This window comes from Corynebacterium pyruviciproducens ATCC BAA-1742, assembly GCF_000411375.1.
In the GTDB taxonomy this organism is placed as follows: Bacteria; Actinomycetota; Actinomycetes; order Mycobacteriales; family Mycobacteriaceae; genus Corynebacterium; species Corynebacterium pyruviciproducens.
On sequence record NZ_KE150446.1, the window covers coordinates 827,746 to 852,923 of the forward strand.

The 25,178-nt window shown below is 60.2% G+C and carries 17 protein-coding genes; 13 read left to right on the forward strand and 4 right to left on the reverse strand.

Annotation, left to right across the window (positions count from 1 at the left end):
- Positions 1 to 208: 208 nt before the first annotated feature.
- Together HMPREF1219_RS03595 and HMPREF1219_RS03600 are read right to left on the reverse strand one after the other, a co-directional pair.
- Entirely contained in the window at positions 209 to 1,924 is a 1,716-nt protein-coding gene (locus tag HMPREF1219_RS03595; RefSeq protein WP_016457656.1) for a DEAD/DEAH box helicase, read from the reverse strand.
- Between the two features lie 2 nt (positions 1,925 to 1,926).
- Positions 1,927 to 2,178: a DUF3039 domain-containing protein gene (locus HMPREF1219_RS03600; protein ID WP_016457657.1), complete on the reverse strand. Its 252-nt coding sequence runs from the start codon at positions 2,176 to 2,178 to the stop codon at positions 1,927 to 1,929.
- Between the two features lie 46 nt (positions 2,179 to 2,224).
- On the opposite strand from HMPREF1219_RS03600, the gene HMPREF1219_RS13190 reads away from it, so the two are divergent.
- The 7 genes from HMPREF1219_RS13190 to galE all read left to right on the forward strand — a co-directional run bounded on the left by HMPREF1219_RS13190 (position 2,225) and on the right by galE (position 10,829).
- Positions 2,225 to 3,079, forward strand: a complete 855-nt coding sequence (locus tag HMPREF1219_RS13190; RefSeq protein WP_016457658.1) for a DUF3099 domain-containing protein — start codon at positions 2,225 to 2,227, stop codon at positions 3,077 to 3,079.
- A 470-nt stretch (positions 3,080 to 3,549) separates the two neighbouring features.
- Positions 3,550 to 5,115, forward strand: a complete 1,566-nt coding sequence (locus HMPREF1219_RS03610; RefSeq protein ID WP_051120472.1) for a DUF7782 domain-containing protein — start codon at positions 3,550 to 3,552, stop codon at positions 5,113 to 5,115.
- Positions 5,116 to 5,446: 331 nt separating this feature from the next.
- The gene (gene dtd / locus HMPREF1219_RS03615; protein ID WP_016457660.1) at positions 5,447 to 5,881 is read left to right on the forward strand and encodes a D-aminoacyl-tRNA deacylase; all 435 of its coding nucleotides are present in this window, start codon (positions 5,447 to 5,449) and stop codon (positions 5,879 to 5,881) included.
- 276 nt (positions 5,882 to 6,157) lie between these two features.
- The gene (locus HMPREF1219_RS03620) at positions 6,158 to 7,141 is read left to right on the forward strand and encodes a sigma-70 family RNA polymerase sigma factor (RefSeq protein ID WP_016457661.1); all 984 of its coding nucleotides are present in this window, start codon (positions 6,158 to 6,160) and stop codon (positions 7,139 to 7,141) included.
- 188 nt (positions 7,142 to 7,329) lie between these two features.
- Complete coding sequence (locus HMPREF1219_RS03625) at positions 7,330 to 8,670, forward strand: MFS transporter (protein WP_040427196.1); 1,341 nt, start codon at positions 7,330 to 7,332, stop codon at positions 8,668 to 8,670.
- A 245-nt stretch (positions 8,671 to 8,915) separates the two neighbouring features.
- Complete coding sequence (locus tag HMPREF1219_RS03630; protein ID WP_016457663.1) at positions 8,916 to 9,623, forward strand: metal-dependent transcriptional regulator; 708 nt, start codon at positions 8,916 to 8,918, stop codon at positions 9,621 to 9,623.
- Between the two features lie 228 nt (positions 9,624 to 9,851).
- Positions 9,852 to 10,829 carry a UDP-glucose 4-epimerase GalE gene (galE, locus tag HMPREF1219_RS03635; protein ID WP_016457664.1) on the forward strand — a complete coding sequence of 326 codons (978 nt, stop codon included), beginning with the start codon at positions 9,852 to 9,854 and terminating at the stop codon, positions 10,827 to 10,829.
- A 562-nt stretch (positions 10,830 to 11,391) separates the two neighbouring features.
- On the opposite strand, the gene HMPREF1219_RS03640 is transcribed toward galE, so the two are convergent.
- Positions 11,392 to 12,657, reverse strand: a complete 1,266-nt coding sequence (locus HMPREF1219_RS03640; RefSeq protein ID WP_016457665.1) for a DUF4192 domain-containing protein — start codon at positions 12,655 to 12,657, stop codon at positions 11,392 to 11,394.
- Between the two features lie 514 nt (positions 12,658 to 13,171).
- On the opposite strand from HMPREF1219_RS03640, the gene HMPREF1219_RS03645 reads away from it, so the two are divergent.
- The 6 genes from HMPREF1219_RS03645 (at position 13,172) to hrpA (ending at position 24,046) form a co-directional block, all read left to right on the forward strand.
- A complete protein-coding gene (locus tag HMPREF1219_RS03645) occupies positions 13,172 to 14,317 on the forward strand; it encodes a PAC2 family protein (protein WP_016457666.1) in 1,146 nt (381 codons plus the stop codon).
- 161 nt (positions 14,318 to 14,478) lie between these two features.
- Positions 14,479 to 17,001, forward strand: a complete 2,523-nt coding sequence (locus tag HMPREF1219_RS03650; protein WP_016457667.1) for a DEAD/DEAH box helicase — start codon at positions 14,479 to 14,481, stop codon at positions 16,999 to 17,001.
- 99 nt (positions 17,002 to 17,100) lie between these two features.
- The gene (locus HMPREF1219_RS03655) at positions 17,101 to 17,475 is read left to right on the forward strand and encodes an ankyrin repeat domain-containing protein (protein WP_040427201.1); all 375 of its coding nucleotides are present in this window, start codon (positions 17,101 to 17,103) and stop codon (positions 17,473 to 17,475) included.
- 120 nt (positions 17,476 to 17,595) lie between these two features.
- Positions 17,596 to 18,258, forward strand: coding sequence for a LysE family translocator (locus HMPREF1219_RS03660; RefSeq protein ID WP_016457669.1), 663 nt, complete (start codon positions 17,596 to 17,598; stop codon positions 18,256 to 18,258).
- 636 nt (positions 18,259 to 18,894) lie between these two features.
- Positions 18,895 to 19,833 (forward strand): hydrogen peroxide-inducible genes activator, encoded by a 939-nt coding sequence (locus HMPREF1219_RS03665; RefSeq protein ID WP_245554388.1) that lies wholly within the window; start codon positions 18,895 to 18,897, stop codon positions 19,831 to 19,833.
- A 196-nt stretch (positions 19,834 to 20,029) separates the two neighbouring features.
- The gene (gene hrpA / locus HMPREF1219_RS03670) at positions 20,030 to 24,046 is read left to right on the forward strand and encodes an ATP-dependent RNA helicase HrpA (RefSeq protein WP_016457671.1); all 4,017 of its coding nucleotides are present in this window, start codon (positions 20,030 to 20,032) and stop codon (positions 24,044 to 24,046) included.
- Positions 24,047 to 24,108: 62 nt separating this feature from the next.
- Here hrpA and nrdR read toward each other — a convergent pair whose 3' ends face one another.
- The gene (gene nrdR / locus HMPREF1219_RS03675) at positions 24,109 to 24,573 is read right to left on the reverse strand and encodes a transcriptional regulator NrdR (RefSeq protein ID WP_040427203.1); all 465 of its coding nucleotides are present in this window, start codon (positions 24,571 to 24,573) and stop codon (positions 24,109 to 24,111) included.
- Between the last annotated feature and the right edge of the window lie 605 nt (positions 24,574 to 25,178).

Below are 25,178 nucleotides of genomic sequence, written 5' to 3' on the forward strand. Positions count from 1 at the left end.
GAGAGACACACAAGATCCCCGCTCACACTGGCTGTCCGCCGCGGACCAGTGCTGGCAACTGGACATGAGTGCACCTGGGCAGAGGGCACATCCAGCTGCCACGGGTTTGCCGCCTACCGCGCGGAATCAGCCACGCTCCCCGCCCCAATGGGGCGATTTTTTGGACGGGGAGGGAGCAGGCGTCTGCCGCGCCATTCAGCGCGACAAGTCACCACCTGCGGAGGTAATCGATGCGCTCCTGCAGCTGCGCGGCGGTGCACATTGATGTAGGTGGCCCGCCGCAGGCCTTGCGCACCTCGGTATGAATTTGCGCATGCGGGCGGTGCTTCCGGGCGGCAGCAATTTGCACCAAGGCGTTGAGTTCCTTGCGCAAACGCGGAATCTCCTGGGAGGCGACCCTGCTCTTGGCGGCCGCTACACCGCCACTGTCCGAGCGACGTTGGCGCTCCTCTTCCTGTTTTTTCTCGGCTTCTCGACGCTCTTCCTCACGCTTATCCAGCTGTTCCTTTTGCCGACGCCGCAACAGCTCACGCATCTGCTCCGCGTCCAAAAGTCCAGGCAAGCCAAGGTAGTCGCGCTCCTCGTCAGAACCCGTGAAAGTAGGCGTGCCGTAGGTAGAACCGTCATAGATAAGGGAATCGAGCTCCGCCTCCGCTGAAACCGACTCGTACCCTCGCTCGGCATCGGGCTCGTTCTTCTCCTTGTTCGCATCTTCCAGGAGCTCGTCGTCCCACCCCTCCGAGGGGCGGTGGGGCTTGCCCAACACGTGATCGCGCGAATCTTCCAGCTTGGCGGCAAGATCGAGCAGCACGGGGACGCTGGGGAGAAAGATTGATGCCGTCTCCCCTGGCATCCGCGAACGCACAAAACGGCCAATCGCCTGGGCAAAAAAGAGCGGAGTGGAGGCTGACGTGGCGTACACGCCCACGGCGAGGCGAGGAACATCCACGCCCTCGCTCACCATGCGCACGGCCACCATCCATTCATCCTGGCTCTTGGAAAAGTTAGCGATCTTCTCGCTGGCCTTGGAATCGTCTGAGAGCACAACAGTCACCGGTGAGCGCGAGAGCTTCTCCAAAATCTTGGCGTACGCACGGGCGGTCTCTTTGCTGGTAGCGATGACGAGACCACCGGCATCAGGCATGTTTTGGCGCAGCTGTTCCAGCCGCGTCTGGGCGGCCTGCAACACCGCCGGGATCCAATCGCCCTTGGGGTCCAGGGCCGTGCGCCACGCACGGGCTGTCTGCTCCGCGTTGAGGGGCTCACCCAGTCGCGCCTCGTATTCCTCGCCAGCGCTATCTCGCCAGCGTGCCTGCCCAGAGTAAGCGAGGAACACAACCGGACGCACAACTCCGTCGGCAAGCGCCTCGCCGTAGCCGTACGTGTGATCGGATTGCGAAACCAGGTGCCCATTCCCGTCCGGCGCATAGCGGACAAACGGGATGGCGGCATCGTCGGAGCGGAAGGGGGTACCGGTGAGGGACAGCCTGCGCTCCGCGTCGCCGTAGGCCATCTGGATACCCTCGCCCCAGCTCTTCGCATCACCACCGTGGTGCACCTCATCGAGGATCACGAGCGACTTTTTGGCCTCCGCGACTGCATGGTGCTTGTAAGGGTGCATCGATACCTGTGCGTAGGTCACGCACACCCCGTTCATCGCGGGGTTGACGCCATCCGAGTTAGAAAAGTGCGCGTCGAGCGAGATCCCAAACCGGGCAGCCGACTGTGCCCACTGGGTTTTCAGGTGCTCAGTGGGCACAACGACGATGACGCGGTTAACAATGCGTCGGTTGAGAAGCTCGGAGGCTACGGTGAGCGCAAACGTCGTCTTGCCGGCGCCTGGTGTAGCGACGGCAAGAAAGTCCTTGGGGTTTTCCCGCAGGTAGGTGTTGAGCGCACGTTGTTGCCAGTTGCGTAGCCCCATGCTCACCTTTTGCGCAGGCTCTTGTAGATCCGCTCACAATCGGGGCACACGGGAGATCCGGGCTTCGCCTGCTTCCGTACAGGAAACGTTTCCCCGCACAACGCGACAACCATTTTGCCGCTCACAGCGGAATCAACGATCTGATTCTTCTTTACGTAGTGGAAGAACCTGGGGGTATCGTCTGACGTGGATGTATCCTCACGCACATCCGGGCGCTCGATAGTTTTGGTAGAAGTAGGCACGCCCCCTATCATGCCCCAGTTTCCCCGAAAATTCTCAATTGGGTTTAACCTAAGGGTTATGACAGGCCCAAACCCAGGTGAGGAGACGCACGACGCGGCTGGCTCGCACAGCCATGCCTCCGATTTCGGTTCCGCCTGTGGTGACCGCCCCGGCGCGAGCGATGCCCACCCGCGCGGTGGCGAGACCGAGGGCCACCCCTCTCAGGACGGCCGCGCGCACAATGCCGATCACTCGGAGGACGCGCGCCGGGCGACCGACGCGCACGACACAAGGGATGCGAACGAGACAAGGGACGCGCGCGGGGCGACCGACGCGCGCGAGACAAGGGATACAGGCACGTCTAACTCCGAAACCCCGCCGGATGCTGAAGGCGCGATGGTGATCGACGCAGAGGATCCCTCGGACACCGCAGACTCTGACGAGGGATTCGGCGAGCACGCCAAGCATTGGTGGGCGACCCACGTCCGTCGCTCCTCGTCCGTTGAGCTCATCACGGACCAGCAAAAGCGCACCCCGTGGCAAAATCACGAACATCGCAAAGTTATTTACATGTGGCTGCAGGGAATGCGCATCCCGTTTCTTGTTATGTCCGCCATCTCCTACTTGATTTGGCAGAATATTCTGCTCAGCTGGTGCCTTTTCCTTATATCTATCCCCCTGCCTTGGATTAGCGTGGTCATCGCCAACGGGGTGGGTGAACCTCGGGATAAGCGCGAGCAGAACGTATACAAGCCGGAACGGATCCGTGCGCAGCAGGCGCACTCGGCGTACATGGCCTTCCATGCGCCGGTGCGGATGGAGCTTGAGGCCCCGGCGCGTCACAACGGTGAAGAGGCACCCGAGCCGTCCACCTCACCGGCAGGTGGCGAGGCTACCGCGGCGAGAGAAGCCGCCTCCGACTCAGGCGCATAGGCCACTTCGGTTCTGCACCGCAAAGGGGTGCCACACAGCACTTTGATTCCGCGTACCGGCAGGAATCTGCGCTAGGCACAAGGCTAGGACTTTTCACCCCGTGGAAGCCAATCCGCTCCAGCGGCAGCACCCGAGCGTGTCACCGCCTCGCGCCTCTGCCTACCCGCCGCCTTATCACTCTGTGTTGTTCTGCATCGTTGTTCTGCATCGGCCAGCGGACTTTTCAATTCTTTTGCCGCACACCCGATTGTTCGCGTGTTGGCGGGCCCGTCAATTCACGGGCTATGGGCCCCGTCTATTCACGTGTTACCGGGCGGTTTTCTTTCTTTGCTGGCGATTGCGATTCTGCACGGGCTAGCGGCTTTAGTGTCGCTGCGGGTGCGATTCTGTGCGTGGCTAGTGGCACGGGACTCTCGCACGGCTACCGCCCACGGTGGCGAGGACACGGCCACGTAGTTCATAATTCTGTTATGAGACGACGCCCACCTGGCACCCACAGCGCTGCTTCCATCTCCCCCCGGCGAGAGCTGGGGCTGGAACTTGCAAGCCACTTCACCGAACTCGGGTTTACTCCGCAAGGTTTAGCTGAGCACCTGGGAGAGGACGTAATGGCGTGCATTGCGCGCGGAGAACCCGCGCCGATAATTGAGGCCACCTCCTCAGGCACTCCGCTGGATCAGATTATCCGGGCCGCTATCCTCCACATGCCGGCGGACCTCTCACTCGCGCTGGGCGAGGAACTCACGCGGCGTGGCACGGAGGCAGGTGTAATCCAGTCAGTGCAGTCACCGGTCACAGGTACCGCCTCCCACGTCTTCACCTGCGACATTCGCCCGCACACGCTCGGTGATGTGCCCCGCTGGGCCTACTCCGATCCCGATCCCTCCATGCACGTGAACGAGATCTCGGACCAGCACGTCATGGGGCTTGGCGCGGCATCTCGCCTGCTCATGCAGGTGGTACCAACCACGCCTGTGGCCCGTGTGTTGGACCTCGGTACCGGGGCGGGAACGCTGCTCCTGTCACAGGTTGGCCACGCCCGCGAATTGTGGGGCACCGACATTTCACAGCGCGCGCTCGACTTCGCCGAGCTGACTCTTGCCGGTACCGGTGCCTCGCTGAAACAGGGATCCTGGTTCGAGCCCGTGAAAGGGCTCACCTTCGACCGGATCATTGCCAACCCGCCGTTTGTCATCGCCCCCGAGGATGGGGCGAAAACATACCGCCAATCCACATTTGCGCTCGACGGCGCGACGGAATTTGTCCTCCGCACGCTGCCGGATTACCTCGCCCACGGTGGCACCGCGCATGTGCTTGGCGCGTGGGCACTCACGGCCGAGGAATCCTGGCAGCATCATGTCGCCGGGTTCGTGCCGGATACTGGCGTGTGCTGCTGGGCGATCCAACGCGACCTCGTCGATCCCGCCGCCTACACGGCCATGTACCTGCGGGACGAGGGCATCGATCCCCGCTCCCAGCGCGGTATTGAGATGACGCGCAGCTGGCTGGAGTACTTCCGCACCAACGAGGTCACCCGCATCGGCCTCGGCATGATCCACATGCAGCGACTCGACGACGACACCCCCAGTGAGGTTTTCACCGAGGAGATCCTCACGCCCCTGGGGGAAGGCGCTGGCGACGAGGTGGCGGAGTTCTTCACCCGCGCGCAGTGGCTGCGCACGAATACACCGGATTCGATGCTTGCCGCCACCTACCTTGTTCGCCCGAGCGTTGCATTGGAGAAGGTGTCGCTCCCGGATACCGAGCAGACCGTGGGGTGGAAAGACCACGTGATGCGCCTGACGCGAATGGACGGATTCGCCTACACCCACGAGATCGATGCGGACATGGTGTCACTCCTGTCCGGGCTCTCCCCGCAGGGGCTTCCCCTCGGCGAGGTCGTGGAGCTTTTCGCGCTGGCAAACGGTGTGGATAGCGAGGAACTTACCCGGCTATTTCTGCCTCTTCTCACCGCACTCATCCAGCATGGGATCGTGCTCCCAGCGGATCTCGTTTCCCCCGCCTCGTTTTACTGAGCCTCTGGTAGAAGATGTCCCTTGCACCATGCGGTCCCCTCGCGCACAGGTGCCCGCCCCGGTCCGGTGCGCCCCGACAAGGGGAACAGGTGAGTAGCCTCATCTGGTGAGGCGCCCGGCAACTCTGTACGGGTGGCCTCTCCCCGGTGCTGCGGTGGGGGTGTCCACGGCCGAGCTCTCCTGCCGAAGTGAGACCCCAAGCGGTGGGCGTGTGGGTTCCGCGCGGGTGGGTGAGGCTAGGTAAGCCCCGCAGCCATGCGACGGGATGAATCCTCCCTGCAATAGGATCGACACTAGCGACACGGTGTGCACGCTGAGAAAGGATGAGCACATGAAAGCAGTATTGACACGGGTGACCTCCGCATCCGTCACGGTCGACGGTGAGACTGTGGGGGCGATCGACTGCCCGGATACCGGTGGGATCCTCGCGCTTGTTGGCATCGGCCGCGATGACGCGGACGACGCTTGGAAGACGATGGCCCGCAAGATTGCGGAGCTGAGGATCCTCGACGGTGAGCTCTCCGCCACGGACGCCGGAGCCCCCGTCCTGCTTGTTAGCCAGTTCACGCTCATGGGCCGAACCGCCAAGGGGCGCCGCCCCTCGTGGTCGGATGCCGCCCCCGGTGACCGCGCGGCACCTGTGATCGATGCCATCGCGGCGGATCTCCGCACCCGTGGTCTCACTGTGGAAACCGGCCGGTTCGGTGCCCACATGGAGGTCGTATCTGTCAACGATGGGCCGTTCACCGTCCTTGTCGAGTGCTGACGCACGCACACCGCAACGCGCACCGCGGCGACGGTGACCGAAGCTAGTCGGCTGCTCAAAGGAAACCTAGGGGCGTCGACAAGTTAGCACACCTGCCCAGCGGAGCCGAGAAGCAGAGGGATTGGGTGTGAACGCTGCGCCGACACGCCGAGCAGCAGGTCACCACCCCACAAATACCCCTGTTTAGGGGTGTTCGGTAGGTTAACGGAACCTTTGGCGGCAACAACCCGTTGGAACTGATAGAACGCACACCCTATCGGTTGGAGGCTGACCTTAGTGACAACGCAAGTAAAGCAGGAAGAGCAAACGGTCGACCCACGCAACCGTAGGCACCAGACCAACGACAACCCCGCGCAGGACCTCGTCCGCGTGTACCTCAACGGGATTGGCAAGACCCCCCTGCTATCCGCGGAGGAAGAGGTGGAACTAGCCAAGGCGGTGGAAGTGGGCTTGTACGCGCAGCACCTGCTCGATGACCGGGATTACAAACCCACCCGCGCGATGAAGCGCGACCTCAAGGTGTTGGCACGCGAAGGCGAGAAGGCGCGCACCCACATGCTGGAGGCAAACCTCCGCCTCGTGGTGAGCCTAGCCAAGCGGTACTCAGGCCGCGGAATGCCGCTGCTCGACCTCATCCAGGAGGGCAACCTGGGGCTTATCCGCGCGATGGAGAAGTTCGACTACGCCAAGGGGTTCAAGTTCTCCACCTACGCCACGTGGTGGATCCGCCAGGCAATCACGCGCGGAATGGCCGACCAGTCGCGCACCATCCGGCTGCCCGTTCACCTGGTTGAGCAGGTGAACAAGCTGTCACGGATCAAGCGTGAGATGTACCAGCAGTTCGGCCGCGAGGTCACCAACGAGGAGCTGGCCGAGGAATCCGGCATCGATGAGACAAAGATCGAGATGCTGTTCCGCCAGTCGCGCGATCCGGTGAGCCTGGACATGCCGGTCGGCGCCGATGAAGAGGCCCCGCTCGGTGACTTCATCGAGGACTCCGAGGCCACCGATGCCGAGGAGGCCGTTGTTGTGGCGCTGCGCCACTCCGATATCCGCGAGGTCATCGGCACACTCGAATCCCGCGAGCAGGATGTCATCCGGATGCGCTACGGCCTCGACGATGGCGTGCCACGCACACTCGACCAGATCGGGCGCCGCTACGGGCTCTCCCGCGAGCGCGTGCGCCAGATTGAGCGCGAGGTGATGGCCAAGCTTCGCGAGGGCTCCCGCGCGGAGAAGCTGCGCGCTTACGCCGGCTAACTAGGCCCGGTGCCCCGCCCCGCCACGGATTATCTCCTTTACTACCACCCGTCAGCGTTGCAGCTGGCGGGTTATTGTGTGCACCCCGGGGTCTCACGGGCCCCTTACACAGAAGTTTTCACCCCCAAATTTGTGAGAATGTGTGAGACTTGTCGCTTTTCGCCACCGCGACGCTTAAATTTCTCCGCATGAATATCTCAACGGAGAGTCCAACCCGTGCACACAGGCTGGACCGCCTCCCCTTTACCAAGAAGCACCAAAAACTACTCTTCGGCTCCGGCATCGGCTGGGCACTCGACGCCATGGACGTGGGACTGGTCTCCTTCGTCATCGCCTCCCTCGCGCTCGACTGGGGCCTGGATAAGCACACCACCTCGTGGATCGCCTCCATCGGCTTTATCGGCATGGCGCTCGGCGCAGCGTTCGGGGGCCTGCTGGCCGATAAGTTTGGGCGACGCAGCATCTTCTCCGTCACCCTCCTCGTTTACGGGTTGGCAACGGGGGCCTCCGCGTTGGCGACGAGCGTCACCGCCCTCCTCGTCTTCCGCTTCTTCACCGGTCTCGGCCTCGGCGCCGAGCTTCCCGTCACGTCCACCCTGGTGAGCGAATTCGCGCCGCGCCACGTGAGGGGGCGCATCGTCGTCCTCCTCGAGGCCTTCTGGGCCGTCGGCTGGATCGCCGCGGCGATCATCGGCACGTTCGTGGTGGCGCAGACACCCAACGGCTGGAGGTGGGGACTGGCCGTGGGGGCTCTCCCCGCGCTCTACGCCCTCTACGTGCGCCGCTCTATCCCGGAGTCTGTGCGTTACCTCGAACTCAAGGGCAAAACCGACGAAGCCGAAGAGGTGGTCCGCAGCTTTGAAGAGAGCGCCTCCTCCGCGCTTGAGGCGCGCGTTTCCGCCGAGCCGGGCGAAGACACTGCGTCCGCTCCCGACCTCACGGTCCGGCACGGGATTTGGTCTTCGGCTTGTCGACGTCGCACCGCAGCCCTGTGGTGCGTGTGGTTCTGCGTCTCACTGTCCTACTATGGCGCGTTCACGTGGATCCCCTCCCTCCTAGTGGATCAAGGCTTCACCCTTGTCAAATCTTTCAGCTTCACCCTCATCATCACCCTCGCGCAGCTTCCCGGCTACGCGGCCGCAGCGTGGCTCATTGAGGTGTGGGGGAGGCGGATGACGCTCTCCGTCTTCCTCGCGGGCTCCGCTCTCGCCGCCGTCATGTACGGCCTCGCGGGCTCGGCGTGGACAATCATCCTCGCCGGCTGCCTGCTCTCCTTCTTCAACCTCGGGGCATGGGGCGCCCTCTACGCCATCGGGCCGGAGCTCTACCCCACCTTCCTCCGCGGGCGGGGTACCGGCGCCGCCGCAGCATTCGGACGCGTCGGCTCCATCCTCGCACCCTTGGTGGTTCCCCCGTTGCTGCTCATGGGCGGGCACAGCGCCGTATTCGGGGTGTTCGGGATCGCCTTCGCCGTCGCGGCCGCTGCGGCGTTTACCCTTCCGGAGCAAAAGGGCGTGGAGCTGGTCTAACTCACCGCCAACGAGTGACCTCGCCGGATGCTGCGGAGCACGCGGACCGGCGATGCGGCGTGCGGTGCCGCTTTACCTGCGCCACCGCGCGCCACCCCGGCGAGCGCTCACTCACCCTGCCCCGCCCGCAGGCATTCGGCGGTAGACTGAAACGACACCGCGTGTCGATACCGCCGACTCGCCTCAATCGTCTGCACTTATTGCTAGTCTGAGAACATATAGACCAAGATGAAAGGCTGCCCGCTGTGAAGGAACTTGTTGATACAACCGAAATGTATCTTCGAACCATCTACGAGCTCGAAGAGGAAGGCATTCCCCCGCTTCGCGCCCGCATTGTCGAGCGCCTGGAACAGTCCGGCCCCACGGTAAGCCAGACGGTGGGCCGGATGGAGCGCGATAACCTCCTCGTGGTCGAACCCAACCGGCGTTTGAAGCTCACACCGGAGGGCCGCAAGCGTGCAACCGCCGTCATGCGCAAGCATCGGCTGGCAGAACGGCTGCTTTACGACGTTATTGGCCTGGATATTGACAAGGTGCACGACGAGGCCTGCCGGTGGGAGCACGTGATGAGCGACGATGTGGAGGAGAAACTTGTCACCGTCCTCTCCGACGTCTCAGAATCTCCCTTTGGCAACCCGATCCCGGGGTTAGACAACCTCGATACCCAGGAAGCCGGCGATGCCGACGTGACGGCGAACTCCCAGACCATGGGTGTCCGGATCGTCGATCTGCCGCAGGAAGAGGAGGTCGCGGGCACCCTCGCGCAGCTGCACGAGATTGTCCAGGTACACCCCTCACTATTCCGGCGTTTCTGCGAGTCGAAACTCCGCCCCGGCGACGCGCTCGTCGCTATCAACCACGGCAGCTGGGGCGAGATCCGCGCCAACGATTCCACCATCGACCTGCCGGAGGAAGTAGTCCACGCGGTGCGCATCTTCCCGGAGAACGCGTAAGTTTTCGCACTCCAGTCATCCGCATCCACCCACCCGCGTGCCCCAGTTGCGATGCCCGCGGCACCAGCCGGCGAACCGTGTGCGCTCCACTGCGCCTGGTGACCACCGATGTACACTGTTTTCGAGCTTCACAGCCCTCAAAGCGTCCTGCGTTATCCCCTTTCGGGGCCACGCCCGCACGAGGATTGAAGCGCCGAGTCAACACCAAGCGCGAAAGTGGTAACAGCAATGAAGTTGGTAGTCACGGGTGGCGCAGGCTACGTAGGTAGCGTCTGCGCCGCGGTACTCATCGAGGGTGGCCACGAGGTCACCGTCATCGATAACTTTTCCACCGGCAACCGCGAGGCGGTCCACCCCCAGGCCACGTTCGTCGAGGGAGACGTGCGCGATGTCATCGACGATGTCCTCGCAGCCGGCGATTACGACGGAGTCCTCCACTTCGCCGCCCGCTCATTGGTGGGCGAATCGGTGGAGAAGCCGGCCGAGTACTGGGACCACAACATGGTCACCACACTCACGCTGCTCAACGCGATGGTGAAGAACAAGGTGACAAGCCTCGTCTTCTCCTCCACGGCGGCTACCTACGGGGAGCCGGAGCGGGTTCCCATCACCGAGGACTTCCCCACCCAGCCCACCAACCCGTATGGTGCCACCAAGCTCGCCATCGACTACGCCATCTCTTCTTACTGCGCAGCCTACGGGCTGGCGGCGACGAGCCTGCGCTATTTCAACGTCGCCGGCGCCTACGGCTCTATCGGCGAAAACCGCGAGGTGGAGACCCACCTCATTCCGCTCATCCTGCAGGTCCCCCTGGGCGCCCGCAAAGACATCAAGATCTTTGGCGACGATTGGCCTACCAAGGACGGCACGTGCATCCGCGATTACATCCACATCCGCGACCTTGCCGACGCACACATGCTCGCCCTCGAGACGAACGAGCCCTCCACCCACAGGATCTACAACTTGGGCTCCGGCGATGGCTACTCCGTGCGCGAGGTCATCGAGGCCTGCCGCGAGGTTACCGGCCACCCCATCCCGGCTGAGGCCGCACCCCGGCGCGCCGGCGACCCGGCTGTGCTCGTCGCCAGCTCGGACAAGATTAAGAGGGAGCTGGGGTGGAATCCCACCCGCACGGACTTGCACCGCATTGTCTCCGACGCGTGGGAGTTCACCAAGAACGCTGATATGCACTTCCTGAGGAAGTAATACGCCCCCGCAGTCACGCACCTGTGACTGAAGGGGCATGGGCCTTCCCTCGCCAGTGTGGGCGAAGGTGGCATCCGACGCATAATACGGGGCGGGCCCGCGCTAGCTAACGTGCGCGGGCCCGACCTTTTCCTACAATTCGGTCATCCATCGGCTCCTTTCTCTCCCCCATTGACGTGGCGTGACATGCTCACCCGACGCGTTTTCCCCCGCTCGGCTACATTCACCAGTGGCCTCCCCGGTACCGGTCCCCACGAGTAGTTCCCCCGTCCCCCTTGTTCCTCTCGTGACAAGTGCTTCGAGTACGCATGTGCTCGACACCCGGCGCGATGAGTGAGGTGGGATTTTCTCCCCCACGCTCCGGTATGTTCCACTTCTTTTCCCCCAGTAGTCGCATCGTGTCCCCTCCCGCAGGTGGTGTGACACACCCGTTTCGTATCTCTCGTTATTTGGCCCCTCGATCATCCCCGTGGTCTGATCCCCATTTGCCCTCAGTAGGTGCCCTGATAGTTGTCATCGTGATTCCCCGTCCCCGTGTGTTCTCAGTGGTTATTGCTGGTGGTTAGCTGGCTTTCTGTTCGGGCTCGGTGTCCTCGTTATCCCCCGCCTCCGTGGCAGTGAGAGGCTTTCGGTCCGTGACAAGATGCTTTCGGTCCGTGACCTTGTTGGTCTCACGCTGCTCGTTGTGCTGCCTGGCACCGCGGCTGCCGGCGGCGGCGCGGAGCTGCGGTTGAACGTGCTCGGCAGGTTCGTTGCCACCGCGCGGGCTCCCGTATTCCCGGATGATTTCCTTTGTCCCCTCCAGGCAGGCCTTCATGAGTTCCTTGTGAATGCCGTGCATGTGCGCCTGCACGATGCATTGGGCTAGGACGTGGTGCTGGTTTTCTTGCAGGGTGACCTCCATGGCGGCAAAGTTGTGGGCGATGGCGCCAGTGGCGATGCACGCAAGGACGTAGAGGCACAGGGCGTTGTGCCGAGGGAACCCGGTAGCCGTCTTGGCGATGGCAAGAAGCAACCTGCGGGAGGCACCCGGCTGCTCTAAGACAAGATCGATGGTGAGATCACGGGTGAGTTTGTTGCTCATGATTGTGATGCCGCGGAACAGGAGGTCCTCGTTCTTCATCACGGCGGTTTCTTTTGTGGCTGTTGCCGAGGCTGTGAGTAGCATCCGGAACTCGTCTCGGACCCGGTCCACGCCGCCGCCGAGGCGAATCGTCGCGGCCAGTTCCCTCGCGTCTTCAGCCAGTCGCCTCAGTTGGGAGGCGGAAACTTCCACATGGGGGTTACCCTGCGCGAACCTTGACAAAACGTCAGCCCGGCTCAGTTCTGGCAGCTGCCCGTCTTCTACGAGTTGCATCGTCGAGACTGCGGTTGCGACATCGCTGATTTCTCCCTCCACCCACTCGGGGTCGCACGGGATGGTGGTGATGCCGCTGTCTTCCTCCGCTCGGACGCCGAGGACGAAGGGACTGCCTGAGGCGATCTCGGGGGTTACCCACACGGCGGCGAGTGGAAGGTGGGCGCTTTCGGCCAGATCAACGAGTTCCTCGAGCGCCTCGTCGATGATGTAGGGATCACTGTCTCCAGAGACGATGAGCGCCCACACGACGTCCGGTTTGTGGTCGGCGATGACGGTGCAGGCCTGCTTTGTGGCGTTCCAATCGTTGAGGTCAGTGCGTGACGAGAAGTCCAAAGCCAAGCGAACCTTGGAACCATTCTTGACAAGCGCGAAGTTCAGGAAGATGATTGACTCCTCGGGGTAGAACCCGAGAAGACCCGGTATGTTAGCAAATATCTGTGCTGGTGTGACGTGTATGCGTTGTGTCATGACTCCACTATCGGCCTCGTCCTAGGTAGGGCGCTTGCTTAACAGGGCGAATTCATCCACAGACAACACGGCCCCCTATAGCCTTTCTGCTACTGGTCAATTGCACGTGGACGGGACACAGCCTATCCACGGTCCCCGGAGTCTGTTTCTTGCCGAGTGCACTGGGTCATAGCGGACTGTTTCAGCGATCACAGTGCCTTCTTCTTGCGTTATCTGGCTGGCCCGTGCTAACGCAATCGCCGTGGGCGGGCAACGTTGCCAAAAAGAGGGGAATAAATTCATCCCGCCCACCGTTGCTACTAGTACAAACACAATGACCGCCACAACGGGATGCGGTTCAAGCGTGGGGAATGCTAACTGCCACTCAGCACTCGTGGTTATACTTGTATTTTCCTCGTACAGCCACATCACGTGTGAATCGCGCAATACGGTTTTCCACTTCTTCGGGAGTGGACCTGGATTGCGAAACACGACGGCCGCGGTGTGGCCCGCATGGAATGGAAAGGATTGAGTCATGGCTGATACTGAGCGCCCCATGTACGAGCTTGAGTATCCGGCGCCGGAAATGTCCGGTTCGCGCGACTCCTCGGTCACGATGATCGTCGCACTGCAGGGGTTCGCCGATGCTGGTCACGCGGTCGAAGCGGCTGCTGACCATTTGCTAGCAGCGCTGGATAACCGCCTCGTCGCCTCCTTTAACAACGACGAATTGTTGGATTACCGCTCCCGCAGGCCTTCGGTGACCATGCACGATGCTCACGTCTCCCGCGTCGAGTCTCTCGAGCTCGGCTTGCGTGTTGTACGAGACACTGAGGGACGCCCCTTCCTCCTGCTATCCGGGCCGGAACCAGACATGCGGTGGGAGGCCTTCTCACAGGCGGTCACTGACCTTGCGGAGAAGTTCGGCGTAGACAAGACGATCTGCCTCTACTCTGCCCCGATGTCTGTCCCCCACACCCGCCCCCTGGTGGTTACGGCGCACGGCAATTTCCCGGCAATCAAGGAGAAGCACCCCTATTTCGATTCCATCGTCCACCTCCCTGGGTCCGCTCAGCTCAACATCGAGATGGAGTTGGATAAGCGCGGAAAGGAATCGGGCGGCTTTACTGCCATGGTGCCCAATTACGTCTCCGGCTCCCTGTACCCGGCGGCCACACTCAACCTCCTGCGGTCTGTGGAAGGAATCGCAGACCTTAAGCTCCCGCTTCATGTTTTGGAGCGCGACGCGGCCAAGGTAGAGGAGCAACTGTACGAGCAGACCGCCGAGAACTCCGAAATCATGACCGTTGTCTTGCTGCTTGAACGCCAGTACGACGAGCGTCTAGCGGAGTTCAAGAGCGCCCACCCGGGAATGGCACTTCCGGGAGAGGCAAGCCTGCCTACCCCAGAGGAACTGGGCGAGGCATTCGAGCAGTACCTGGCCTCCATCGACGATTCAGCGTCGCTGTCCTCGGCCCATGAGGGCCTGCCCTCCCAGCCAGGTGGCCCCATGCCAGGCACCACGGACCCACGTGAGGCCCTCAACTCGCTGCATAGCGAGCCAACTGCAGAGGATCCCACCTCTGCGCCGCACAACAACCCCGGCGAGCAGGGTGGCAGCAGTCACGAGGATGGTCCCAACCGTGAGGATGGGGCCACCGGCGACCACGATGCCGAATAGCCACGAAAGCCTGAGCAGCCACGGCCGGCCTGAGCCCGCGGGAAACACCCGTGGCCCGGGCCGGCTTTCCCGTTTCGCCCCCACCGCACTGCGCAAGTACGCTGGAAGCTAGTCCCACACCTACGAGAGGGCACGTCGAAAAGAAAGGACGAAAGGACACAGTGTCGCAGAACCTTGCCCAGATACTGCCGGACCTCAAGGAGGTCCCCGAATCGCTCGTCGACGAAGCAACCTTTGACTCGTTCATCCACTACGTCCGCTCCCAGGGGATCGAGCTCTACCCCGCGCAGGAGGAAGCCGCCCTCGGGATCCTCGCCGGCGACAACGTCATCCTCTCCACCCCGACTGGCTCCGGCAAATCCATGGTGGCCAACGCCGCACATTTCATCGCACTCTCCCGCGGCCAGCGGTCCTTCTACACGGCACCAATCAAAGCGCTGGTCAGTGAGAAATTCTTCGCCCTCTGCTCCATCTTCGGGCCCGAGACCGTGGGCATGATGACAGGCGATGCCACCGTCAACGGCAAGGCACCGATCATCTGCGCCACCGCAGAAATTGTTGCCAACATAGCCCTGCGCGACGGCGCCGAGGCCGACATCGACCAGGTGATCATGGACGAGTTCCACTACTACGCCGATCCACAGCGCGGCTGGGCGTGGCAGGTACCTCTGCTCGAGCTGCCCAAGGCACAATTCCTCCTCATGAGCGCCACGCTGGGCGACACGACCGCTCTGCGGGAAGACCTTGCCAAGCGCACGGGGAGGCCCACCAACGAGGTCAGCGGGTCAGTGCGACCGGTTCCTCTTGAATTCCACTACGTGTACACACCGGTACAGGAGACCGTGGAGAATCTCTTGGAATCCGGGACCGTCCCCGTTTACATCGTGCACTTCACGCAACGGGAGGCACTCGAACGCGCCCAGGCTTTGAGCAGCATCAACGTCGCTAACAAGGAAGAGAAGGCGAAAATCGCCGAGGAAATCGGCTCCTTCCGCTTCACCACCAAGTTTGGCAAGACCCTCTCCCGGTTGCTGCGCAAGGGCATTGGCGTGCACCACGCCGGAATGCTGCCAAAGTACCGCAGGCTCGTGGAACGTCTCTCCCAGGCCGGTCTGCTCAAGGTCATCTGCGGAACCGACACCCTCGGAGTGGGAATTAACGTGCCCATCCGCACCGTGCTGTTTACGGGGCTTGTCAAGTACGACGGGTTCCGCAGCCGCGTGCTCAAGTCGCGTGAATTCCACCAGATCGCGGGCCGCGCCGGGCGCGCCGGTTTCGATACCAAGGGCACCGTCATCGTCGAAGCGCCAGAGCACGAGATTGAGAACTACAAGCTGCGCAAACGTGCCGGCCAGGACGAGAAGAAGCTGAAGAAGCTCCGCAAAGCCAAGGTGAAGAAGGGAGAGGTGACGTGGAGCGACGACACTTTTGAGAAACTGACCACCTCGTCTCCCGAGCAGCTGACAAGCCAATTCAGGGTGAGCACCTCGATGCTCATCAACGTCCTGGCTAGGGACGGCGATACTCTTGAGCATTTCCGCCATCTCTTGCGCACGTCCCACAACACGCGTAAGCAGCAAAACCACGACATTTTGACGGCCATTGAGCTATACCGAGGCCTCGTTGAAGCAGGCGTGGTGTCGGAGGAGAACGGGACTGAACTCACCGAGGACCTTCCCCGCGATTTCGCCCTCAACCAGCCACTGGGGCAGTTTGCTCTCGCGGCCCTCGAACTTCTGGATCCCGAATCACCCACGTTGACGCTGGACGTGATCAGCGTGTTTGAGTCTATTCTGGAGAACCCCCGTAACCTTCTGCGGGCTCAGCAGCGCGCGGAGCGAGCGGAGGAAAACGCCGCTCTCAAGGATGAGGGTGTGGACTACAACGAGCGCCGAGTTCTCCTCGATGAGGTCACATGGCCCCAACCTCTGGGAGAGCTACTGACCGGCGCGTGCGAGATGTATGCCAAGGGGCATCCGTGGGTGAGAGAATACGAGCTTACCCCCAAGTCGGTTATCCGCTACATGATCGAACACGGCCTCACCTTCTCCGATATCGTCGCAGAGTTCGGGGTGTCCCGTTCCGAGGGAGAGCTTCTGCGCTACCTCACCGACGCGTGGCGCACCCTGAAACAGTCCGTCCCGGAGGCGTACTACACCGACGAGCTTGACGACGTTGTCGTATGGCTCGGTGAGATCATCCAGCAGGTCGACTCCTCGCTTATCGACGAGTGGGCGCAGATGGCGGACCCCGATGCGCCTGTCTCCGCCGATACGATCGAGCAACAGCTTGCTTTCGGGGTGACAGACCCGAATGCTCTCAGCGCCAACAAGAGGGCGTTCACCATTATGGTTCGCAACTACTTCTTCCACCTGGTGGAACTCTTTGCGCTGGAAAAGGAGGACACGCTTGGAGAGCTCACCGAGTATCTGGATGACCAGCCCGACTTTTCCTCCGCCCTCGACGCTTATTTTGATGATTACGCCGACCTTGATCTGAGCCCCGCTGCCCGTGGCAAGGACTACTTCCGGCTCACCGAGGAAGGCCGCTCGTGGCATGTTCGCCAAATAGTCAAAGACCCCGAGGACGACAGGTCCTTCGCATTCGTTGGCACAGTGGACCTGGATGCCTCCGACGCGGAGGGCGAAGTCAGGCTATCGGCATTGACCATTGAGCAAAACTAGCACTGATCAGCACACGACTATTTAGAATTTGAGGTGGTGTCACCCGTGACCGATTCCCAACCAACGCACCCGGATAAGCCGAACAACGACGCGCCCGCCATGGACCAAGAGACTGCGGAATTTGCCGGGAAGATTTTCAATTTGGCTCGCTCCGGCACGCCCGCAGATGCACAATTGCTTATTCAGTACATCGAAGCCGGTGTACCCGTCGATCTCACCAATGAGGATGGCAACACACTCCTCATGCTCGCCGCCTACAGCGGGAACACCGACGCGGTTAGGGGCCTCATCCGGTTAGGTGCGGATGTGAACAAGCTCAACCTACGCAACCAGTCAATCATCGCGGGTGCGCTGTTTAAGGGCGAGGATGAGATCGTCCACATGCTCCGGAATGCCGGGGCTTCGCTGACAATCGGGCATCCCACGGCGATCGACACAGCGCGCATGTTTGGAAAGAGCGATTTGCTCGCCTAGGCGTTGCGCAGTGTTTACTTAAGCCTCCATGGGAAAGCGACTAAACGGCACTATGGTATAACCAAATCCGGTGATTAACGCCACTACGCCGTGCACACGATTTTCCCAAGGAGTGACCCAATGGCAAAGATGCTACTGACGATGGTTCTGCTCAACGTCGTCGGAATGGTCGCTCCTGGCCCCGATATTTTCCTCGTTCTCCGCCTTGCGGTACGGTCGCGGGTCCGGGCGCTCTTTGCCGCCATCGGCATTACTCTGGGCAACTTTACGTGGGTGACAATCACGGTCATCGGCATCGCCGCTATCCTTGTCACACACCCGTCAATCATGGTGTTCATCCAGTTGTTCGGTGGCATCTGGCTCTTGTATCTCGGCATCAAATCGGCACGTTCCGGGCTCCGTGAATGGAAGAACCGCAATAACGATCTCCACCTCCCAGGGGAGTCAGGCACGCAGGAAAACCAATCCCCCTTCCAGGCACTACGGCTCGGTTTGTTTACTAACCTTTCCAACCCCAAATTCCTGCTCATCCTTCTATCCGTGTTTGCGCCACTCGTGCCCCCGGAACCGTCGTTTTTCGTGTCGGCTTCCATCGTTGCGGTGATGGCGCTTTCCACCCTCGCCTTCTTCTCTTTCCTCGCTATCGTGGTTTCAACGCCCGCTATCCAACAGCGTTTGCTCAAAGCAGGTGCCTTCATCGACATTGGCTCGGGCATCATTTTTGCCGGAGTAGGCGTGACTTTCCTGTTTGAAGCAGCAACCCGCGTAGTCCAATTGATGTGACCGAAGTAAGCTCGCATGCGGAGCACACACCCCGTGATCTGGTGCAGATGTACTGCGTAGCGCTGTAACCCCCTTACTCAGCGCCCAATTCTCCATCTGCTTCACAGCTTGGTGACGTAGCAAGGAATTGCACTTCCGTCGTCTCGATCCGCTCTCGTCCAAGAGCCACTCAACGCCACCAATTAAATGGTTTTCCCATTGACTAATATTTGTTTTACAACACCCTGAAGTGATCCGTCATCACCTCACGTAATCAATTCCGCCCCAAAATTTCGCTTTAATCAATAGTTACCATTACTACTAAACGCGTTTTCCTATATTTGTACCCGTCGAGAATCCCACCCCTTATTGGTGCTACTAATCCGCCCTCGCATTTTTTCTCACATTCTGATACCACCTTTCCCGCCCCGTTCACGTGGCTTTATAACTGATATGATCTATTGTTTCCCGACGATAACTTTCTCAATTAAGCCCAAACCCCACCCTAAAAATACCACACTTGCAAGAATGTGACACAACTCATAAATTATTTTTTACCCACATTATCCAGCCCCAACATGCTTTCATAATGCTCCATTTATTTTTGGGTGGTGACTGTTCTACTGAGGGTAACCAAAGATAGGTTATTGTATGAGTATGAGTAACAAAGACTACAAACCAACGCTTGCGCAGATTCGCACCTTTGTCACGATCGCTGAAAATAAGCATTTTGGCGCCGCTGCGAACAAGCTCAACATCTCCCAGCCCTCTCTTAGCCAGGCGCTGGTGGCGTTGGAGACCGGGCTCGGAATCCAGCTGATTGAGCGCTCCACACGGCGCGTTCTTGTTACACCCGTCGGCGAGGCACTTCTCCCCTACGCCAAGCAGACGCTTGAAGCAGCGGATGCTTTTTACAACCACGCCCGAGGCGCTGACGGCTCCCTCACTGGGCCGCTCACCATCGGCATTATTCCCACCGTTGCCCCGTATGTCCTTCCCAACGCCCTGACCGCCTTGAAGGAAGAGTACCCGGAACTCAAGCCGCGTATCGTCGAGGATCAGACCAACCATCTCGTCGAAGCTCTCCGGGATGGGCACATCGACGTCAACCTCATGGCCCTCCCCTCTCATACTTCCGGCCTCATCGATATCCCCCTCTACGAGGAGCCTTTCGTACTCGTCGTGCCGGCGGATAGCAAGCTTGCTGGACAAAAGAACCTCAAGGTCTCGGCGCTCAACGACACCGAGCTTTTGCTACTCGACGACGGCCACTGCCTCCGCGACCAGGTTATCGATCTGTGCCGCGCAGCCGACGTCAAGCCTGGGGTGTACAGCCGCGTAACCCGCGCCGCCAGCCTCACGACGGTTGTCCAATGCGTTGCCAACGGGATGGGCTCAACGTTGCTCCCCGTATCCGCCCTGCACTCCGAAATCCACCGGCCAGGGCTCGCGTTCGCCACGTTTGAACCGGCAGCCGGCGCTCGTCGCACCATCGGTCTCGTTCACCGTTCTTCCAGCTCCCGCACCGCGGAAATCGAGCAACTGGGGGCAGTGTTCAAGGCCGCCTACGAGTCGGTGCCTGAAAAGGACATCTAACTACATCCAAGGACATCTAAAGTCCCTATTTTCTTTCAGCCCGTCGCCGCGCTTCTCAACACGGTGGCGGGCTCATCGCTTGGGTCAACTTATCTCCCGGTATTCCAGCTACCCCAAGTGGCCTCTGGTTCTCCCCTGCGCGCCTGTTCCACGCTACTTGGAGCACCACGTGAAGTACACATAGAATGTGGACGTCATGACTAACTCCGCCCCCACAAAGAAATCCCTCTACGACAGACTCGGCGCACTCACGTTGCTAGACGATAGGCGATTCCGCGCGCGCCTCAAGAAGGCCCGGACGGACAAGGCTCTTACCGCGATTGAAAAGGATCTTCTCCACGCAGAGAAACGGGCTCAGTCCATCGCGGAGCACATTCCCGCAATCAGCTACCCCGATGCCCTCCCCGTTAGCCAGCGGGTTGATGACATCGCCGAAGCGATCGCGAATAACCAGGTAGTCATCATCGCGGGCGAAACAGGGTCGGGCAAGACAACACAGATTCCAAAAATCTGCCTCGAACTCGGGCGCGGGAGACGTGGGATGATCGGTCACACGCAACCACGCAGGATTGCGGCCCGCACCGTCGCGGAGCGCATCGCCGATGAAGTAGGACAGCACGTGGGCGACTCCATCGGGTACGCCATCAGGTTCGACGACAAGGTCGGGCCTCATACCGCTGTCAAAATCATGACAGACGGCATCCTGCTCGCCGAAATGCAACGGGACCGGTTCCTCAACGCGTACGACACGATCATTATCGACGAAGCCCACGAGCGTTCCTTGAACATCGATTTCATCCTCGGTTACCTCAAGAGGTTGCTCCCCAAGCGACCGGATCTCAAAATTATCATTACCTCCGCAACCATTGATCCCGAGCGGTTCGCCCATCACTTTGCGGATAAACGGGGCAAACCGGCCCCTATTATTGAGGTTTCAGGGCGCACGTACCCAGTGGAAATTCGGTATCGCCCCCTGGTAGACACGGTCGACGGCAAAGACATCGATATTGACGTGGACGAAGGGCTGATCTCGGCGATCCAGGAGCTCATGGCCGAGGGACCCGGCGATATCCTCTGCTTCTTCGCAGGCGAGCGTGATATCCGCGATGCAATGGAGACCATTAACAAGGCCAACTTGCCCCGAGTAGAGGTGACGCCCCTGTTCGGCAGACTTTCGAACGCCGAGCAGCACCGTGTATTTGCACCTCACAAGGGACGTCGAATCGTCCTTGCCACCAACATCGCAGAGACGTCTCTCACTGTGCCGGGGATTCACTACGTTGTGGATACGGGCCTCGCCCGAATTTCCCGTTACTCTAACCGCACAAAGGTCCAGCGTCTACCCATTGAGCCGATCAGTCAGGCATCGGCAAACCAGAGGTCCGGACGCTGTGGCCGTGTCGCAAACGGAATCGCGATCCGACTCTATTCGGAGGAAGATTTCCAAGCCCGCCCGGAATTCACCGACCCTGAAATCCAGCGCACGAACTTGGCTAGCGTGATCCTCCAAATGGCACTGCTGAAACTGGGAGATATTCGTAATTTCCCATTCATTCAGCCACCCGAGGAGCGATCAATCCGTGACGGCCTTCAGCTACTCCAAGAACTCGGCGCTATTACGGAGCACAATGCGGCCGATTCCACTCCCCGCCTGACCGACATCGGCCGAGACATCGCCAGGATACCCGTCGATCCGCGCCTAGCGCGCATGATCATCGAGGCGCAGCGCCTTCACGTATTGGCGCCCGTCACCATCATCGTCGCGGCACTGAGCTTACAGGACGTCCGAGAGCGTCCACTGGAGAAGCAGCAGCAGGCCGATCAGATGCACGCGCGGTTCAAGGATCGTTCGTCTGACCTCATGGGTTACCTCGCGCTGTGGGCATACCTGTGTTCGCTCAAGGACCGGCTCTCCGGAAACCAATACAGAAAGCGCCTGCAGAGGGAATTCCTCCACTTCATGCGCGCACGAGAATGGAGGGACCTGGTTCGCCAGCTAGTTTCCATCTACGAGGGGCTGTATTGGAACGTCGACACCTCGCTGCTGTGGTGCGAAGATATTCCGGATCTCACGGCCCCGCCGAACCTCGGTGGCGGGGAAGCGTCATCCCACAAAGGAAAAGACTCCCGTACCCAAATCACCCCGGTTTCGGCAGCCCATTCCTACTTCTCTGACTCCGATTCCATCCACAAGGCTCTCCTCAGTGGTCTTTTGTCTCACATTGGAGCACGGAAAGGCGATTCCAAGGAGTACGCCGGTTCCCGTGGCACAAGCTTCCTCATTTTCCCCGGTTCGGCACTAACAAAGAAGCCGCCGGAATTCATCATGTCGGCTGAGCTGGTTGATACCTCTCGGCTGTGGGCACGTGGGGTTGCCTCGATTGACCCTGCCTGGGTGGAAGAATTAGCACCCCACCTGGTGAAAAAGACGTACTTCGAGCCACACTGGTCAAGTAAACGCTGCGCCGCCATGGTGCATGAGAAAGTGTTGGTCTATGGTGTTCCGGTTGTAGCCGATCGCCTCATTCAATATGGATCAGTCGACGAGGAAGCCGCCCGCGACATGTTCATCCGTCACGCCTTGGTTGAGGGTGATTGGACGACCCACCACAGCTTCTTCCACGAGAACCAAGAGAAGCTGTTGCAGGTTCGTGACCTGGAGGAGAAGGCGCGCAGGCGTGATATCACCGTTGACGATGACACGCTATTTACGTTTTATGATCGCATCCTCCCGGCGCACATTACCTCTGGGATTCGTTTCGACCATTGGTGGAAACGCCGAAGGCAAAAGGATCCACATCTCCTCGATTTCGACCCCGACAAGCTCATTAACCCGGACGCGGCAACGGTTGAAGAGGACCAGTTTCCTGATGTCTGGCGCCAGGGGACGTTGGAGTTCGAGCTGTCCTACCACTTTGAACCGGGTTCCCCTTTCGACGGTGTGACGGTGCGCGTACCGCTTCCGCTCCTCGCTACGGCCGACCCCGCCGCTTTCACGTGGCAGGTCCCGGGCTTGCGCAAGGAACTGGTAACTGAGCTCATCCGCAGCTTGCCCAAGCATTACCGCCGCCTGCTCGTGCCCGCGCCGGATTACGCCGACAAGGTGCTGCCTCGTCTCATTCCATACGAGGGAACGCTCGTCGAGCAGCTCGCTGCGGTGTTCCAGACCATGGGACTCCACGATCTGGAGACGCAGGACTTCCATCCCGAATCACTATCTCCCCACGTGCGGCTGACGTTTGCCGCCGTAGACAGGCGGGGCAAAATCACTGACTCGGACAAGGACCTGGAGGCTTTGCAAGCCCGACGGTCAGGCCAAATCCGCTCCTCCATCCGCAAGGCCGCAAAGAATTCCAAGTCAAAGACGGTACGCTCGTGGACTCAGGAAACTCTCGGAGAGATCCCCGAGACCGTGGATACGAAAGTCGATGGCCAGGAGGTAAAGGCTTACCCGGCACTCGTAGCTGGTAACGATGGCTTGTCCATGCAAGCCATGCCCACCAAAGCCGCAGCGGACGCTGCCATGGTCAAGTCCACTTTGACGATGCTCCTCAATGCAATATCGGTGGGCACGAAGGGAATGCTCAAAGGGCTGCCTATTCAACAGCGGGTAGCTGTGGAGAATTATCCCCATGGCGGTGCCGAGGGGTTGGTCAACGACGCGCGAGTTGCAAGTATTCGCGACCTCATGTTTGCCCACGGTGGCCCAGTGCGTAATCCGGATCAATTCGCTGAGCTGAAGAAGAACGTGACTGAAGAAACCCCCGGCTACGTTCGACGCACCGTCACAGTCCTCGCCCCAGCCTTGTACGAGTACGAGTCTCTGCGAGAGGAGCTGAAGTTGTGGGATGGTCCAGCAATCGATGACATAAAGAAACAGTTGGACGCAATTCTTCCCCCTAACGCAGTCTCTACTTTCGGAATCGAGAGGTTAAAACACCTGCGACGCTACGTTCAGGCGGCGAGGCTTCGGTTGACCGATCTTGAGACCTCACCGGATAGAGATGCCGATAGGCAAGACGTGATGGACAGGTTGAACGGGCAGTTGACTTCAAAGCTCGCCACAAAGCCCGCTTCCATCCGCCATAGCAAACAATACAAAGATCTCATCTGGATGATGCAGGAATTGCGGGTCAGCCTATTTGCACAAAAGCTCGGCACCGCTCACAAGGTTTCCGAGAAGAAGATCTCGAAGATGATCTCCGCCCTGTAAGCGAGCACTGACGCAGGCCTGTCCGGGGAAACCAACCCCGCTCGGCCTCCCCGTTGATGACATTACAGGCGGTTTTCTCGCCTCTCGTCACGTCTAAGCTGCCGTATTTCCTTTTCAAAATCGTCAGCCGAGTCGAAAGACTTGTACACCGAGGCGAATCGTAGGTAGGCAACCTCGTCGAGATCCCTGAGCGGCCGCAGAATCGCTTTGCCAATCTCATTTGCTGGAATCTGCGACGATCCCTTCTGACGGACGGCTAGCTCCACCTCTTGAGCCAGCTTCTTTAAAGAGTCTTCGGAAACCGAGCGCCCTTGGCACGCGCGCCGAACACCCCGGATGACCTTTTCCCGGCTAAATGGCTCCGTCAACCCGTTTCGCTTGAGCACAAGGAGCACCGCTTGTTCCATAGTGGTGAATCTGCCCTTACATTCAGGGCACTCACGACGCCTGCGAATAGCGCTGCCTTGGTCCACCACGCGAGAATCGATCACTCGACTGTTTTCGCATTTACAAAACGGACAGTGCATTTCGATGCCTTTCTCCACCACTACGATCCACTTCGCCGGTACGCGGCTTTGGTCTTGTCACTTTCGAGGAGATGGCACTCTCGATATGGATCCGTCTCCCCTCTCGCATCTTACCGTTCAATGCGGACGGGAAAATTCTCCCGAGAAAGCCTAGCGTGCTGCAGCTACCGAAGAGAATTGTGCGACATCCCCCTGCGAATAATCGTTTGCAGTGCCGCCGAGGAAAGACCCGAATATGAGAAGACCGAAGATGAGACCCACCCCCAGATCGCGCACACGGCTAAGCGGAGTTGGGCTAACTATTGCGCTTTCACGGGCGCCCGCGGCTTCTTCTGGTCGCCCCGCGGACGCCGTAACCGCGTTCGAAAGATTTGACTTTGGCGCTCGAGAACGAAGTAGGTGTTCATCCGTTCGATGTTCGACCCTCACGTTTCGAACAGTGCGACCCTTCCGCGTGACCCCGGCGGGTACTCCGCCATCCCACACCGCAGCCGGCAGGACCCTCAGATCTCTACTAAATTCTCCCACGTATTTACTATTGTTATTCTCTGTAACTATAGCCATGATATGACCCCTTTCCGCTCTCTTTCTTTACGCCTCACACA